Consider the following 13986-nt stretch of genomic DNA (forward strand, 5'->3'; position numbering starts at 1 on the left):
AGCCTGCGAGTCAATATCGGCCGCTATCTTAGCAAAATTTCCGCCCTGCTAGCGCCACTCATCGTCAATATCCAGCATCAGTTCGCGACTTTCGCGTAGTTTACGGAACCAGCTGGCGGAAGCCTTAGGCCGCCGCGCACGGTTGTTTTGCAGATCGATTTCAATCAACCCGTAGCGATTTTTAAAGGCGTTCATTGGCGAAACGTTGTCGGTAAACGCCCACAGCATATAGCCGTGGCAGTTAGCACCGGCTTCCCGCGCGCGCAGGGTTTGCCACAGATGCTCGCTGATAAATCGAATCCGGTAGTCGTCAGCGATGGTGCCTTCGCTGTTACGAAACTGCCCTTCGTTCTCCACGCCCATACCGCTTTCCGCCACAAACCAGGGAATATTGCGATAATCGTTTTTGATACGCATCGCCATATCAAAAACGATTTGCGGATAAATCTCCCAGCCGCGAGAGTTATTCATCCGCCGTCCCGGTAGCTCAAAAGGCTCATAATAGTAAGCGGGATGGAACGGCGTCTGCGGATGCCAGGCGCGCGATGGGGCTTTAACGCGATGCGGGTAGTAGAGGTTAATCCCCAGCTCATCCACCGTGTTTTCGCGGATAATGGCTAACTCTTCGGCGCAGTAATCCCAGGCCACGTTGTGCTGTTCGAGCAGCGTGAAAAGCGCCGGCGGATATTCACCGTGAACCAGCGGATCGAGGAATACCCGGTTATAAAAAAGGTCGTAGATTTCAGCAGCGCGCACATCGTGAAGCGCTTTTGAACGCGGGTAAGTAACCTCCGGGTTGAGAATACAACCTACCGTGCCGCGATAGCCTTTCTCGCGAAACAACCTGACCACTTTCGCCGTCGCCAGCACTTTGTGATGATTCCACTGCATCCAGGTGTCGGTGTTCTGTTCGTAAGGCCAGCGCAGCGCATCCAGGTAAACCCGGGTCTGCACCACAATCGGTTCATTGAAGGTAAACCAGCGCGTCACCTTGTGGTGATAGCGGGCAAAAACCTTCTCCGCATACTGCACAAACAGCTCCACCACTTTTTTCGACGCCCAGCCGCCGTACTGCTCCAGCAGATAACCGGGGAGTTCATAGTGCTCAAGGCAGATCATCGGCTCGATGCCGTTAGCCCGCATTTCATCAAACAGCTGGTCATAATACGTCGCATACGCTTCATCGACAGTGACGCTTTCATAGTCGGTGAGAAAGCGCGACCAGTTGATTGAGGTCCGGTAATGAGTCAGGCCCGCCAGCTTCATCAACTGCACATCTTCGCGAAAGCGGTTGATAAAATCGGTCGCCACCGCCGGACCATAGCCGTTATGCCAGACGTGGCGGTCGTTCTTGTACCAGAGATCTGGCCAGGAATCCTGGCCCTCTTGCTTGCCGCTCCAGCCCTCGGTTTGCCATGCCGAAGCGGCAGCGCCGAGGATAAAGTCGTGGGGGATCGCCATCCTTACTGTGCTCATAGTGTCCTCATGCGTTTTGGCTGACCTGCGCGTTTTCCGCCTGGCGCTGAGCGGTGTCCGCACGGCGGGAGGCAATTTTGACGAACGGCAGGTAGATAAGCACCGCAGTTACGATGCAGATAAGCTGCGTTACCACCGCGCCCATCGAGCCCGCCGTAGAGAGCCAGGCGTTAATCAGCGGCGGCGTGGTCCACGGCACCATCACCACCGCTTTACCAGCAAAACCGGCTGCCGTCGCAAAGTAGCCGATGCTGCCGGTCACCAGCGGAGTGATAATAAAGGGGATCGCGAGGATCGGGTTGAGCATGATCGGCATGCCGAAAATCACCGGCTCGTTGATGTTAAACAGCCCCGGTCCAATCGACAGTTTGGCGATCTCCTTCATCTCTTTACGTTTCGTGCCGATCATCACCGCAATCAACAGACCAATCGTCAACCCCGAACCGCCGATGCTCATATAAACATCCCAGAACGGCATGGTGATGATATTCGGCACCTCTTTGCCCTGCTCAAAGGCGCTCATATTGACGGTGATCGCCCCCAGCAGCAGCGGCTCGCGGATCGGTTTGATCATCTGGTTACCGTGGATACCGATAACCCAGAACAGCTGCGCAACGAACATCAGCAGCAGGATCCCCGGCAGGCTTTGTACCACGCGCTCCAGCGGCTGCTGCACCACTTGATAGACCGCGTCATAGAGATACATGCCGGTGGTCTGATGAAAAATAAAGCCAAAGGTGGCAATCAGCGTAGTAGTGATAATTGATGGGATCAGAGCGGAAAACGACGCCGATACGTTGGGCGGTACGGTATCCGGCATTTTGATCTTCAGCCCCTTACGCCCTTCCAGCCAGCAGTAGATCTCCACCGACAGAATGGCGATAAACATGCCGAGGAACAGGCTGCGGGTATCAGAGAACTGGCGCAGTAGCACATCTTTCACTTCATGCATTTGCCCGTCGACCATCATCTCGACGGTGGTCGGCGTAACGCAGATAAAACAGATCACCGCCAGCAGGCCGGGGAACAGGCTCTTAATGCCGTTAATTCGCCCGAGCTCGATACCGATAAGAAAGACCGCACCGATGTTGAGAAAGTTAAGCGTCGCGTAGTTAATCGCGCTGGTGATCGGTTTTAGCGCCGCCAGAAAAGAGAGTGACTGAAAGCTGGCGAGTCCGTTTTTAGGATCCAGCACCATATTGGAGATCAGCACCGAAAAGGCGCCAACGATGATCACCGGCATCAGGGTAATAAAAGCGGATTTTATCGCCATGATGTAGCGGTAGCTGTTGAATTTCGTGGCGAAACTCCCCAGTGAGTCGATCAGTTTGTCCTGCAATGCCATAGAGGATACCTCAGGTTTAAGGGCTTATAGCGCACCAGGTGTACAGCCAAACACCTATTGGCATACCAAAAAATAATCACTGATGAGAAAAAGTTCTGTGACTAAACTCGCAACCCGCTCATTGGCATTCCAGACAGGCTTAAATTGGCATACCGCATTTGCCATTTCATTTTTCAGAGGATCAATTCCTGTAAAAGCGTGATCGCGATAGTTTTTTGCGCCGCCATGAAGCCATATCCCCCTGAATGTCTGTGATAAACTGCGCGTTACCACGTGATATCAGGAATCGGATGAATGGCTACAATGCTGGATGTCTCAATTCGCGCAGGCGTCTCTAAAGCGACGGTTTCCCGCGTGTTGAACGGCACAGGTCAGGTGAAAGAGAGCACCCGCCAACAGGTTTTTAAGGCGATGGAAGAGCTGGGTTATCGACCTAACTTTCTCGCCCGCTCGCTGGCGAAGCGCACGAGCAACAGCATCGGTCTGGTGGTTTCCACCTTTGACGGTTTCTATTTCGGACGTTTATTGCAGCAGGCATCCCGACAAACGGAGGCCTGGGGCAAACAGCTGATCGTCACCGACGGCCACGATGCGCCGGAGCGTGAAGAAGAAGCGGTGCAGATGCTGGCCGATCGCCAGTGCGACGCCATCGTGCTCTACACCCGCCATATGAGCGAAAAGAAAATCATGTCGCTGATTGAGTCCATCGATATGCCGCTGGTGGTCATTAACCGCGACGTTAGCCAGGCGCGAGAGATCTGTGTGTTCTTCGAACAGCAGGACGCGGCATTTCAGGCAGTTGAGTACCTGATTACCCAGGGTCACCGCGATATCGCCTGTATTACCGTGCCAATGCACACGCCGACGGGTAAAGCCCGTCTGGAAGGTTATCGTAATGCGCTGAAAAAACACGGTATCAAATGGGATCCGGCAAAAGTGAAGTACGGTGACTCCACCATGACCCGCGGCTATGAGCTGTGCCGTGAACTGCTGGAAGAGAAAACAACCTTTAGCGCGCTGTTTTCCTGTAACGATGATATGGCGCTGGGCGCTTCGAAAGCGCTGCATCAGGCGGGGCTGCGGATCCCGCAGGATATTTCGTTATTTGGCTTTGATGACGCGCCGAGCGCAAAATGGCTGGAACCGGGGCTATCCACGGTCTATCTGCCGATCGATAACATGATTACCACCGCTATCGATCAGGCCATCAAGCTGGCGAACGATCAGCCAATTGAGACGATCCCGCCGTTTACCGGTACGCTGGTACTGCGCGAATCGGTGACAACGGGGCCGTATTACAAATAATTAGCTGGAATTGCCCGGCGGCGATTGACGCCTTACCGGGCCTATAAAATCCGCAATCCCTTGCAGGTCGGGTAAGGCGCTAGCCGCCACCCGACAGAAACGCAGACACTATCGGCAAAACGCCTTCAGGCATCACCTTACAGCAGCTCGAGCGCCAGCAGCTCTTCAATCGTCTGACGACGACGGATCAGCCGCGCTTTGCCTTTGTCGAACAGCACTTCAGGTAACAGTGGACGGCTATTGTAGTTAGAAGACATCGATGCGCCGTAAGCGCCGGTGTCGTGCAGCACCAGGTAATCGCCAGGTACCACCGCTGGCAGCAGCCGCGTTTCCACCTTTCCCCCTTCCTGCTGGGTAAAGACATCACCCGATTCGCACAGCGGCCCGGCGACTACGGTTTTAATCTCCGCCGCCGCGCTAAGGTCGCGGCCATCTGCCGCCAGAGCGGTGATGTGATGATAGCTACCGTACATTGACGGACGCATCAGATCGTTGAAACCGGCGTCAATCAGCACGAAGTGGCGGCTGCCCATCTCTTTCACGCTGCGAACCTGAGAAACCAGCACCCCGGATTCCGCCACCAGGAAGCGACCCGGCTCGATTTCAAGCGCGACCGGATGACCCAGATGCTTCGCCACCTGCTCGCGCGCCGCATTCCACAATCCAAAGTAGTGATCGGTATCGATCGCCTCTTCATCTTCATGGTAGGGGATCGATAATCCGCCGCCGGCCGAGATCGCCTGCAGATCCTGGCCGAACTCGATAACCTGACGCACCATCGAGCCGCATACCTGTTCCAGATGGCCATAATCGACGCCGGAACCAATATGCATATGAATACCCACCAGCTGTAGCTGGTAGCGGCGCATCACTTCCAGTGCCGCCGGTAAATGGCTGTACCAGATCCCGTGTTTGCTGTTCTCACCGCCAGTATTGGTTTTTTGACTGTGACCGTGGCCAAAGCCTGGATTCACACGCAGCCAGACGCGGTGGCCCGGAGAGACTTCGCCCAGTTGGCTTAGCATGTCGATAGACCCGGCGTTGACCGGGATCTGCAATTCTTTCACCCGCGCCAGCGTTGCATCGTCAATCAGGTCAGCGGTAAAAACGATATCTTCCGGATGCTGGTGCGGATCGTATCCCGCCGCCAGCGCGCGCTCGATCTCGCCCAGCGACACTGAGTCCACTTTCACACCCAGTTCACGCATCAGACGCAGGATATGAATATTTGAGCAGGCCTTCTGCGCAAAACGCACGACGTCGAACTGACTCAGTTGGGCAATCTGGCGGCGAATAATTTGCGCGTCGTAGACCCAGACGGGGCAGCCGAATTCGGCAGGCAACCGCAGCAGGTTCTCTGCGGTCAGATCGGTATCAGTAGCGTAAAGCGAGCGTGGCATAAGGAACTCCGGTGCTGTGTGTGCGTTGTTTGTGTTTTTTTACGATTACGCCACAGCCTGTAAGGAATAAAAAATATCGTTTTATTGCCAGTCTATGCAAAAATGATATAGCTCACGTCACTTGAGGAACACCCATGCCTGCCGTCAACCTGCGCCATATTGAAATTTTCCATGCGGTAATGACCACCGGCAATCTGACGGAAGCCGCGCGGATGCTGAATACCTCGCAGCCGACCGTCAGCCGCGAGCTGGCGCGCTTTGAAAAGGTATTGGGCCTGAAGCTGTTTGCCCGCGCCCGCGGTCGTCTGCAGCCAACAGTTCAGGGGTTACGCCTGTTTGAAGAAGTGCAGCGCTCCTGGTATGGCCTCGACAGAATCGTTAGCGCCGCCGAAAGTCTGCGCGAATTTCGCCAGGGCGAGCTGTCGGTCGCCTGTCTGCCGGTATTCTCGCAATCTTTTTTGCCGCTGCTGCTGGAGCCGTTTTTGACGCGCTACCCGGACGTTAGCCTGCAAATCATCCCTCAGGAATCACCGCTGCTGGAAGAGTGGCTTTCGGCTCAGCGTCACGATCTGGGGTTAACCGAAACGCTGCACACTCCCGCCGGAACCGAACGCACACCGCTGCTGACGCTCAACGAAGTATGCGTGCTGCCGCAAGGCCACCCGCTTGCCGCTAAACAAGAGTTGACGCCTGCGGATTTTCACGGCGAAAACTATATCAGCCTGTCGCGAACGGATAGCTACCGTCAATTACTGGATGCTTTGTTCCTCGAGCATCAAGTCAAACGGCGAATGGTCGTCGAAACGCACAGCGCCTCCTCAATTTGCGCCATGGTACGCGCGGGGGTGGGGATCTCGGTGGTCAACCCACTCACCGCGCTGGATTACGCCGGGAACGGCGTAGTGGTGCGCCGCTTTAGTATTGAAGTGCCGTTTACCGTCAGCCTGGTTCGTCCGCTGCACCGCCCCGGCTCTGCACTGGTCGATGCTTTCGCCCTGCATCTGCAAAATAGCCTGCCGCGCATCCTGACTCCGCTCGAAGCGGTACTTACGAAAGCATAAACTCAACCGCGTCCGCCGCATGAATCGCGGCGGTATCAAACACCGGCAGCGGACTGCTTTCTGCGGGCACCAGCAGGCCAATTTCGGTGCAGCCGAAGATAACCCCTTCAGCCCCCTGCTCCGCCAGGGCGTCAATGACCTGAAGATAGTAGTCGCGCGAATCTCCGCTAAAGGTTCCCAGGCACAGTTCGTCGAAAATAATCTGGTTGATGCGCTCACGATCTTCCGCCTCCGGAATCAGCGTGTCGATGGCGAACTGCTGCTGTAAGCGACCGCGATAAAAATCCTGCTCCATGGTATAGCGCGTTCCAAGCAGGGCGACGCGGCTTTGGCCTTTGGCAGTAACCGCTCGCCCGGTGGCATCGGCAATATGCAGGAACGGCACGTCGCAGCGTGTTTCAATGGCATCGGCGACCTTATGCATGGTATTAGTACACAGCACGATGGCTTCGGCTCCCGCTTGCTGTAGCCCGAAAGCCGCCTGTGCCAGGATCTCGCCCGCACGGTCCCAATCGCCCGAGGACTGGCAGGCCTCGATTTCATGAAAATCCACGCTGTGTAGCAGCAGGCTGGCGGAGTGCAGACCGCCCAAGCGCGCTTTAATACCTTCGTTAATCAAGCGATAGTAAGGAATTGTCGATTCCCAGCTCATCCCACCCAACAGGCCAATTTTTTTCATCATTCGCTCCTTATGTGAAGTCCTTCAGTGAACCAAACTTGTGATCAACTTTCCACCTTCTCCTGACGATCGTTTCCTTTTGGTTTTTTGTAGGATAAATTAAATAAAACAACGTTTCATTTAACTACAGGATCAGCGGATGTTTATTTTTCATAAAGAGACCACCCTTGAAGATCTGGGCAACGGCGTCACCCGTCGCATTCTTGCGCATGATGGCAAGATGATGGCGGTCGAGGTGAACTTCGAAGCGGGCGCCATTGGGCCAATGCATAACCACCCTCACGAGCAGCTCACCTATGTGCTCTCCGGTGAGTTTGAATTCACCATCGGTGATGAAAAGCATGTGGTTAGCGCGGGCGATACGCTCTACAAGAAACCGGAAATCATGCACGGCTGTATCTGCCTGAAGCCGGGGACGCTGCTCGATACGTTTACCCCTGTCCGCCAGGATTTTCTGCAAAAATAGTTTCCCCTCACCAGGGCATGCCTCGCATGCCCACCATTTTCTGAACTTTTCCGCCAAAAATAATTGTCATAAAGTATGTTCAATAACAATCATTAGCAAAGCAATTAACCCCGCCAGACCAGCCTTAGCTCTCATTTTCACCCCCCTTCTCAATTCCCCGCTATCTCTGCAAAATGCGCGCGCTCGCATTTTTTGAAACATCGTTTCGACTTTGATCACATTTCCGAGATGAACTGAATGACTCTGTAATAAATCGCAATAAAATAAATTTAAAACGGTGTTTTACAAAATCAGGACACCAGGTAAGGCAAAATCAAAAAACACATGCTCTGTAGGGATTTTTAGAGTGAAAAGAGCTCAGAAACTCAAAGCTAACAAGGGATGACTCACCGCTGACATACCAGGAACGCATTAACTTTCCGGCGACAGTCCTCGCGGGAAAGGCACTAAACCCGAATCCGTATTACAAACTCGTAAGCCAGGTAGGTATGTATGAATGAAAACAGAATGCTGGGATTGGCATGGATATCGCCCTATATCATAGGGCTGATAATCTTCACCGCCTTTCCCTTTGTTTCATCTTTCTTCCTCAGTTTCACTGAGTACGATTTGATGAGTCCACCGGTGTTTAATGGCATCGAAAACTATCGCTACATGCTTACCGAAGATGGCCTCTTCTGGAAATCCATGGGTGTGACGTTTGCGTATGTCTTTTTAACCATCCCGTTAAAACTGGCTTTCGCGCTGGGGATTGCTTTCGTCCTCAACTTTAAACTGCGCGGCATCGGTTTTTTCCGTACCGCCTACTATATTCCGTCAATTCTCGGCAGCTCAGTCGCCATTGCCGTTCTGTGGCGGGCGCTGTTTGCCATCGACGGCCTGCTGAATAGCTTTATCGGCGTGCTCGGCTTCGACCCGGTTAACTGGCTCGGCGAGCCTTCGCTGGCGCTGATGTCCGTCACTCTGCTGCGCGTCTGGCAGTTCGGTTCAGCGATGGTTATCTTCCTCGCGGCGCTGCAGAACGTTCCACAATCACAATATGAGGCGGCAATGATCGATGGCGCTTCAAAATGGCAGATGTTTATGAAGGTCACGGTGCCGCTGATCACACCGGTGATTTTCTTCAACTTCATCATGCAGACCACTCAGGCGTTCCAGGAGTTTACCGGCCCGTACGTCATAACCGGCGGCGGCCCAACCTACTCCACCTATCTGTTCTCGCTCTACATCTACGACACCGCATTTAAGTACTTCGATATGGGTTACGGCGCGGCGCTGGCATGGGTGCTGTTCCTGGTCGTCGCGGTCTTTGCCGCCATTGCGTTTAAGTCTTCGAAATATTGGGTGTTCTACTCCGCCGATAAGGGAGGCAAAAATGGCTGATATCCAACAAATCTCGCAAGCAAGGGACATCGCCGAACGTGAAGTCGCACGGACTCTGCGTCGTGAAAAAATTAGCCGCTCGATTCGCTATGTGATCCTGCTGTTCGTTGGCCTGATGATGCTCTACCCGCTGGTATGGATGTTCTCGGCGTCGTTCAAACCAAACCACGAGATCTTCACCACCCTGAGCCTGTGGCCTGCCCACGCGACCTGGGATGGGTTTATCAACGGTTGGAAAACCGGCACCGAGTACAACTTCGGCCACTACATGCTGAACACCTTCAAGTATGTGATCCCGAAAGTACTGCTGACCATTATCTCCTCCACCATCGTGGCGTACGGCTTTGCCCGCTTCGAGATCCCATGGAAGAAGTTCTGGTTCGCGACGCTTATCACCACCATGCTGCTGCCAAGCACCGTGCTGTTGATTCCTCAGTACCTGATGTTCCGTGAAATGGGCATGCTGAACAGCTATCTGCCGCTGTACCTGCCGCTGGCTTTCGCCACCCAAGGGTTCTTCGTCTTTATGCTGATTCAGTTCCTGCGCGGCGTTCCGCGCGACATGGAAGAAGCAGCGCAAATTGACGGCTGTAACTCCATTCAGGTGCTGTGGTACGTCGTCGTACCGATTCTGAAACCGGCGATTATCTCGGTGGCGCTGTTCCAGTTCATGTGGTCCATGAACGACTTTATCGGCCCGCTGATTTACGTCTACAGCGTTGATAAGTATCCAATCGCACTGGCGCTGAAAATGTCCATCGACGTCACGGAAGGCGCTCCGTGGAACGAAATTCTGGCAATGGCGAGTATCTCCATTCTGCCGTCCATCATCGTGTTCTTCCTGGCACAACGCTACTTTGTTCAAGGCGTTACCAGCAGCGGAATTAAAGGTTAAGAGGGAAATATCATGGCTGAAGTTATTTTCAACAAACTGGAAAAGGTCTACTCCAACGGCTTCAAAGCGGTACATGGTATCGATCTGACCATCGCTGACGGCGAGTTTATGGTCATCGTTGGGCCGTCGGGCTGCGCTAAGTCCACAACGCTACGTATGCTGGCCGGGCTGGAAACCATCAGCGGCGGCGAAGTGCGCATCGGTGAGAAAATCGTCAACAACCTCGCGCCAAAAGCGCGCGGCATCGCGATGGTGTTCCAGAACTATGCGCTCTATCCGCATATGACGGTGCGCGAAAATCTCGCCTTCGGCCTCAAGCTGAGCAAGCTGCCAAAAGATCAGATTGAAGCCCAGGTCAACGAAGCGGCAAAAATCCTCGAACTGGAAGAACTGCTGGACCGCCTGCCGCGCCAGCTCTCCGGTGGCCAGGCACAGCGCGTAGCGGTTGGCCGCGCGATTGTGAAGAAGCCGGACGTGTTCCTGTTCGATGAACCGCTGTCGAACCTCGACGCCAAACTGCGTGCTTCGATGCGTATTCGTATCTCCGACCTGCACAAACAGCTGAAGAAATCCGGCAAACCGGCAACCACCGTTTACGTAACCCACGATCAGACCGAAGCGATGACCATGGGCGACCGCATTTGCGTGATGAAGCTGGGTCATATCATGCAGGTTGATACCCCGGACAACCTCTACCACAAACCGAAGAACATGTTTGTGGCGGGCTTTATCGGCGCGCCAGAGATGAACATTCGCTCCAGCCAGCTGGTTGAACAAGCAGGCCGCCTGCATCTGACCGTTGGCGATGGGCTACTGCCGCTCAACGATAAGCTGCAAAGCAAGGTCGACACCCATAGGAACCAGCAGGTGTTCTTTGGTGTACGTCCGGAGTTCGTCTCTATCTCCGATGAACCGTTTGCTGAAGGTTCATGTACCGGCGAAATGGTACGCGTAGAAAATATGGGACATGAATTCTTCGTCTACCTGAAGGTCGCCGATTATGAACTGACCGCCCGCGTTCCGTCAGATGAAGCGAAGCCCATGATCGAGAAAGGACTTCATCGCAAGGTGTATTTCAAATTTGATCTCAACAAGTGTCATATCTTTGACGCAAAAACTGAACAGAACATCTCTCTGTGAACACTGGAGTATTAAAATGAAAAAAGTGCTTTTAAGCGCCGTAATCTCCGCAACTCTGGGCCTTACCGCGTTACCGTCAATGGCGAAGGATGTCGACCTGCGTATGTCATGGTGGGGCGGCAACGGCCGCCACCAGGTGACTCTGAAGGCGCTGGAAGAGTTCCATAAACAAAACCCGGATATTAACGTCAAAGCGGAATACACCGGCTGGGACGGTCACCTTTCGCGCCTGACCACGCAAATCGCTGGAGGTACCGAGCCTGACGTGATGCAGACCAACTGGAACTGGCTGCCGATCTTCTCGAAAAACGGCGAAGGCTTCTACGATCTGAATAAGATGAAGGACGTTATCGATCTGAGCCAATTCGATGCCAAAGAGCTGCAAACCACCACGGTGGATGGCAAGCTTAACGGTATTCCCATTTCCGTCACCGCCCGCGTGTTCTACTTCAACGATGAGACCTGGAAAAAAGCTGGCGTCGAGTACCCAAAAACCTGGGACGAGCTGATGGCGGCGGGCAAAACCTTCGAAAGCAAGCTGGGTAAACAGTATTACCCGGTGGTGCTGGAGCACCAGGACACCCTGGCGTTGCTGAATTCATATATGATTCAGAAATATAACCAACCGGCTATCGACGAGAAAACCAAGAAGTTCTCCTACAGCAAAGAGCAGTGGGTCGAATTCTTCCAGATGTATAAAAAGCTTATCGACAGCCACGTGATGCCGGACACCAAATACTACGCTTCGTTCGGCAAGAGCAATATGTATGAAATGAAGCCGTGGATTCAGGGCGAGTGGGCGGGGACCTATATGTGGAACTCCACCATCAACAAATACTCCGACAACCTGAAGCCACCAGCGAAGCTGGATCTGGGTAACTATCCAATGCTGCCAGGTGCTACCGACGCGGGTCTGTTCTTTAAACCGGCACAGATGCTCTCCATCGGTAAATCGACCAAAAACCCGGAAGCAGCGGCGAAAGTCATTAACTTCCTGCTGAACAGCAAGGAAGGGGTTGATACCCTGGGCCTGGAACGCGGCGTACCGCTGAGTAAAGTGGCGGTGCAATACCTGACCGAAGACGGCACCATTAAAGCCGATGACCCGGCGGTATCCGGCCTGAAGCTGGCGCAGTCTCTGCCAACCAAACTTTCCGTCTCACCATACTTCGATGACCCGCAGATCGTTGCCCAGTTCGGCACCTCTCTGCAGTACATCGATTATGGACAGAAAACGGTCGAAGAGACGGCAGCAGATTTCCAGCGTCAGTCTGACCGTATCCTGCGCCGCGCGATGCGCTAACGGCTCGTTATCAGTACCTACCCCGCAGCCCTGGCTGCGGGGTATTTTTTTAGCAAGGAGTCAATCATGAAAGGCAAAATCATCCCGCTGAACTTTCGGACCACGCAGGACAGCGAAACCGGTCACCAGGTGATCCGGATGACGCCATCGCATGTTATCTGTCACCGTAATTACTTCTATCAAAAATGCTTTACCCAGGACGGAAGCAAGCTGATTTTCGGCGGCGCGTTTGAAGGCCACTGGAACTACTATTTACTCGATATCGCCGCCCAGCAGGCCACTCAGATTACCGACGGGCCGGGCGATAATACCTTCGGCGGTTTTCTTTCTGCGGATGACCAGGCGCTGTGGTATGTCAAAAACAACCAACAGCTGCGCCGCGTGAGCCTGGCAACGCTGGAAGAACAGGTTGTTTATCAGGTGGACGACGAGTGGGTCGCTTACGGCACCTGGGTTGCTAATAGCGATTGCAGCCAGCTGGTGGGAATTGAAATCAAAAAAAGCGACTGGCAGCCGCTAACCGACTGGAGTAAGTTCCGCGCCTTTTACTTCACCGAACCGGAATGTCGCCTGATTAATATCGATCTGCGCAGCGGCGAGCAGCGCGTGGTTTTACAGGAAAAATGCTGGCTTGGTCATCCGATTTATCGTCCGTTTGATGACAACACCATCGCCTTCTGCCACGAGGGCCCGCGCGATGCTATCGATGCCAGAATGTGGCTTATCAACGCTGACGGCAGCAATATGCGTAAAGTTCGCCAACACCAACCAGGAGAGAGTTTTACCCATGAATTCTGGGTGCCAGATGGTTCCGCGCTTTACTACGTCGCCCATCAGGAAAATGCTCCACGTCGTTATCTGTATCGTGCCGATCCGGTGACGCTGGAAAACCAACAGCTAATGGCGATTCCCCCTTGTTCACATCTGATGAGCAATCATGATGGTTCTCTGGTGACCGGCGACGGTGCGCCGCACAGCACCGGTGATATTCAACTGAACGATCCGTTTATCTGGGTATTTGATATTCGTACCGGCGAGCAAAAAGCGATTTGCCGTCATGATTCGACCTGGAAAGTCATCGAAGGCGAGCGTCAGGCAACGCATCCGCATCCGTCATTTTCACCAGATAACCGCTGGGTGCTGTTTACTTCCGATAAAGAAGGCATGCCCGCGCTGTATCTGGCGGAGGTGTAGTCATTCAGCATCGCCTCCGGGACATTCTGCCACTCTGCATCCTGATCCCGGGGGCGGCGCAAAGCGCCTGCCCGGGCTACGGGATCGCAGACGGCTGAGAACGAGTAGCCCGGACAGATGCGCAGCATCGCCTCCGGGAAATTCTGCCACTCTACATCCTGATCCCGGGGGCGGCGCAAAGCGCCTGCCCGGGCTACGGGATCGCAGACGGCTGAAAACGGGTAGCCCGGACAGATGCGCAGCATCGCCTCCGGGACATTCTGCCACTCTGCATCCTGATCCCGGGGGGCGGCGCAAAGCGCCTGCCCGGGCTACGGGATCGCAGACGGCTGAAAACGG

The 13986-nt window shown here is 54.1% G+C and carries 12 protein-coding genes; 8 read left to right on the forward strand and 4 right to left on the reverse strand.

Translation table 11 applies throughout. The features are described 5' to 3' along the window. Window positions 1–48: 48 nt before the first annotated feature. Both QVF11_RS22945 and QVF11_RS22950 read right to left on the reverse strand, forming a co-directional pair. Entirely contained in the window at window positions 49–1476 is a 1428-nt protein-coding gene (locus QVF11_RS22945) for a glycoside hydrolase family 1 protein (protein WP_287859451.1), read from the reverse strand. Between the two features lie 7 nt (window positions 1477–1483). Next, entirely contained in the window at window positions 1484–2821 is a 1338-nt protein-coding gene (locus QVF11_RS22950; RefSeq protein WP_110276437.1) for a PTS sugar transporter subunit IIC, read from the reverse strand. A gap of 303 nt (window positions 2822–3124) precedes the next feature. Between QVF11_RS22950 and QVF11_RS22955 the strand changes: the two genes are divergently transcribed. After that, window positions 3125–4126 carry a LacI family DNA-binding transcriptional regulator gene (locus tag QVF11_RS22955; RefSeq protein ID WP_167492852.1) on the forward strand — a complete coding sequence of 334 codons (1002 nt, stop codon included), beginning with the start codon at window positions 3125–3127 and terminating at the stop codon, window positions 4124–4126. A 137-nt stretch (window positions 4127–4263) separates the two neighbouring features. Here the strand turns inward: QVF11_RS22955 and lysA are convergent, their stop codons facing one another. After that, window positions 4264–5526, reverse strand: coding sequence for a diaminopimelate decarboxylase (gene lysA / locus QVF11_RS22960; RefSeq protein WP_287859454.1), 1263 nt, complete (start codon window positions 5524–5526; stop codon window positions 4264–4266). A 134-nt stretch (window positions 5527–5660) separates the two neighbouring features. Between lysA and QVF11_RS22965 the strand changes: the two genes are divergently transcribed. Further along, window positions 5661–6587: a LysR family transcriptional regulator gene (locus QVF11_RS22965; protein ID WP_142514597.1), complete on the forward strand. Its 927-nt coding sequence runs from the start codon at window positions 5661–5663 to the stop codon at window positions 6585–6587. Here QVF11_RS22965 and QVF11_RS22970 read toward each other — a convergent pair. Continuing rightward, entirely contained in the window at window positions 6574–7266 is a 693-nt protein-coding gene (locus tag QVF11_RS22970; protein ID WP_112213974.1) for an aspartate/glutamate racemase, read from the reverse strand. The genes QVF11_RS22965 and QVF11_RS22970 overlap by 14 nt on opposite strands. 139 nt (window positions 7267–7405) lie before the next feature. Here QVF11_RS22970 and QVF11_RS22975 point away from each other — a divergent pair, with 139 nt between their 5' ends. The 6 genes from QVF11_RS22975 (at window position 7406) to QVF11_RS23000 (ending at window position 13647) form a co-directional block, all read left to right on the forward strand. Beyond that, window positions 7406–7732: a cupin domain-containing protein gene (locus tag QVF11_RS22975; protein WP_110276432.1), complete on the forward strand. Its 327-nt coding sequence runs from the start codon at window positions 7406–7408 to the stop codon at window positions 7730–7732. Window positions 7733–8224: 492 nt separating this feature from the next. Continuing rightward, window positions 8225–9115, forward strand: a complete 891-nt coding sequence (locus QVF11_RS22980) for a carbohydrate ABC transporter permease (protein WP_110276431.1) — start codon at window positions 8225–8227, stop codon at window positions 9113–9115. Then, on the forward strand, window positions 9108–10010 hold the full coding sequence (locus QVF11_RS22985) for a carbohydrate ABC transporter permease (RefSeq protein ID WP_112213975.1): 903 nt from the start codon (window positions 9108–9110) through the stop codon (window positions 10008–10010). The genes QVF11_RS22980 and QVF11_RS22985 overlap by 8 nt, the downstream gene beginning before the upstream one ends. A 12-nt stretch (window positions 10011–10022) precedes the next feature. Next, entirely contained in the window at window positions 10023–11150 is a 1128-nt protein-coding gene (locus QVF11_RS22990) for an ABC transporter ATP-binding protein (protein WP_112213976.1), read from the forward strand. A gap of 16 nt (window positions 11151–11166) precedes the next feature. Then, window positions 11167–12453, forward strand: coding sequence for an ABC transporter substrate-binding protein (locus QVF11_RS22995; protein ID WP_110276428.1), 1287 nt, complete (start codon window positions 11167–11169; stop codon window positions 12451–12453). A gap of 63 nt (window positions 12454–12516) precedes the next feature. Next, window positions 12517–13647 carry an oligogalacturonate lyase family protein gene (locus QVF11_RS23000; RefSeq protein ID WP_287859482.1) on the forward strand — a complete coding sequence of 377 codons (1131 nt, stop codon included), beginning with the start codon at window positions 12517–12519 and terminating at the stop codon, window positions 13645–13647. Window positions 13648–13986: the final 339 nt, after the last annotated feature.

This window comes from Klebsiella sp. (genome assembly GCF_027492335.1).
GTDB lineage: Bacteria > Pseudomonadota > Gammaproteobacteria > Enterobacterales > Enterobacteriaceae > Klebsiella > Klebsiella huaxiensis.

Coding starts and splice junctions, on each gene's coding strand:
- QVF11_RS22945 (WP_287859451.1), bottom strand. CDS start 1,476: ATGAGCACAGTAAGGATGGCGATCCCCCACGACTTTATCCTCGGCGCT.
- QVF11_RS22950 (WP_110276437.1), bottom strand. CDS start 2,821: ATGGCATTGCAGGACAAACTGATCGACTCACTGGGGAGTTTCGCCACG.
- QVF11_RS22955 (WP_167492852.1), top strand. CDS start 3,125: ATGCTGGATGTCTCAATTCGCGCAGGCGTCTCTAAAGCGACGGTTTCC.
- lysA (WP_287859454.1), bottom strand. CDS start 5,526: ATGCCACGCTCGCTTTACGCTACTGATACCGATCTGACCGCAGAGAAC.
- QVF11_RS22965 (WP_142514597.1), top strand. CDS start 5,661: ATGCCTGCCGTCAACCTGCGCCATATTGAAATTTTCCATGCGGTAATG.
- QVF11_RS22970 (WP_112213974.1), bottom strand. CDS start 7,266: ATGAAAAAAATTGGCCTGTTGGGTGGGATGAGCTGGGAATCGACAATT.
- QVF11_RS22975 (WP_110276432.1), top strand. CDS start 7,406: ATGTTTATTTTTCATAAAGAGACCACCCTTGAAGATCTGGGCAACGGC.
- QVF11_RS22980 (WP_110276431.1), top strand. CDS start 8,225: ATGAATGAAAACAGAATGCTGGGATTGGCATGGATATCGCCCTATATC.
- QVF11_RS22985 (WP_112213975.1), top strand. CDS start 9,108: ATGGCTGATATCCAACAAATCTCGCAAGCAAGGGACATCGCCGAACGT.
- QVF11_RS22990 (WP_112213976.1), top strand. CDS start 10,023: ATGGCTGAAGTTATTTTCAACAAACTGGAAAAGGTCTACTCCAACGGC.
- QVF11_RS22995 (WP_110276428.1), top strand. CDS start 11,167: ATGAAAAAAGTGCTTTTAAGCGCCGTAATCTCCGCAACTCTGGGCCTT.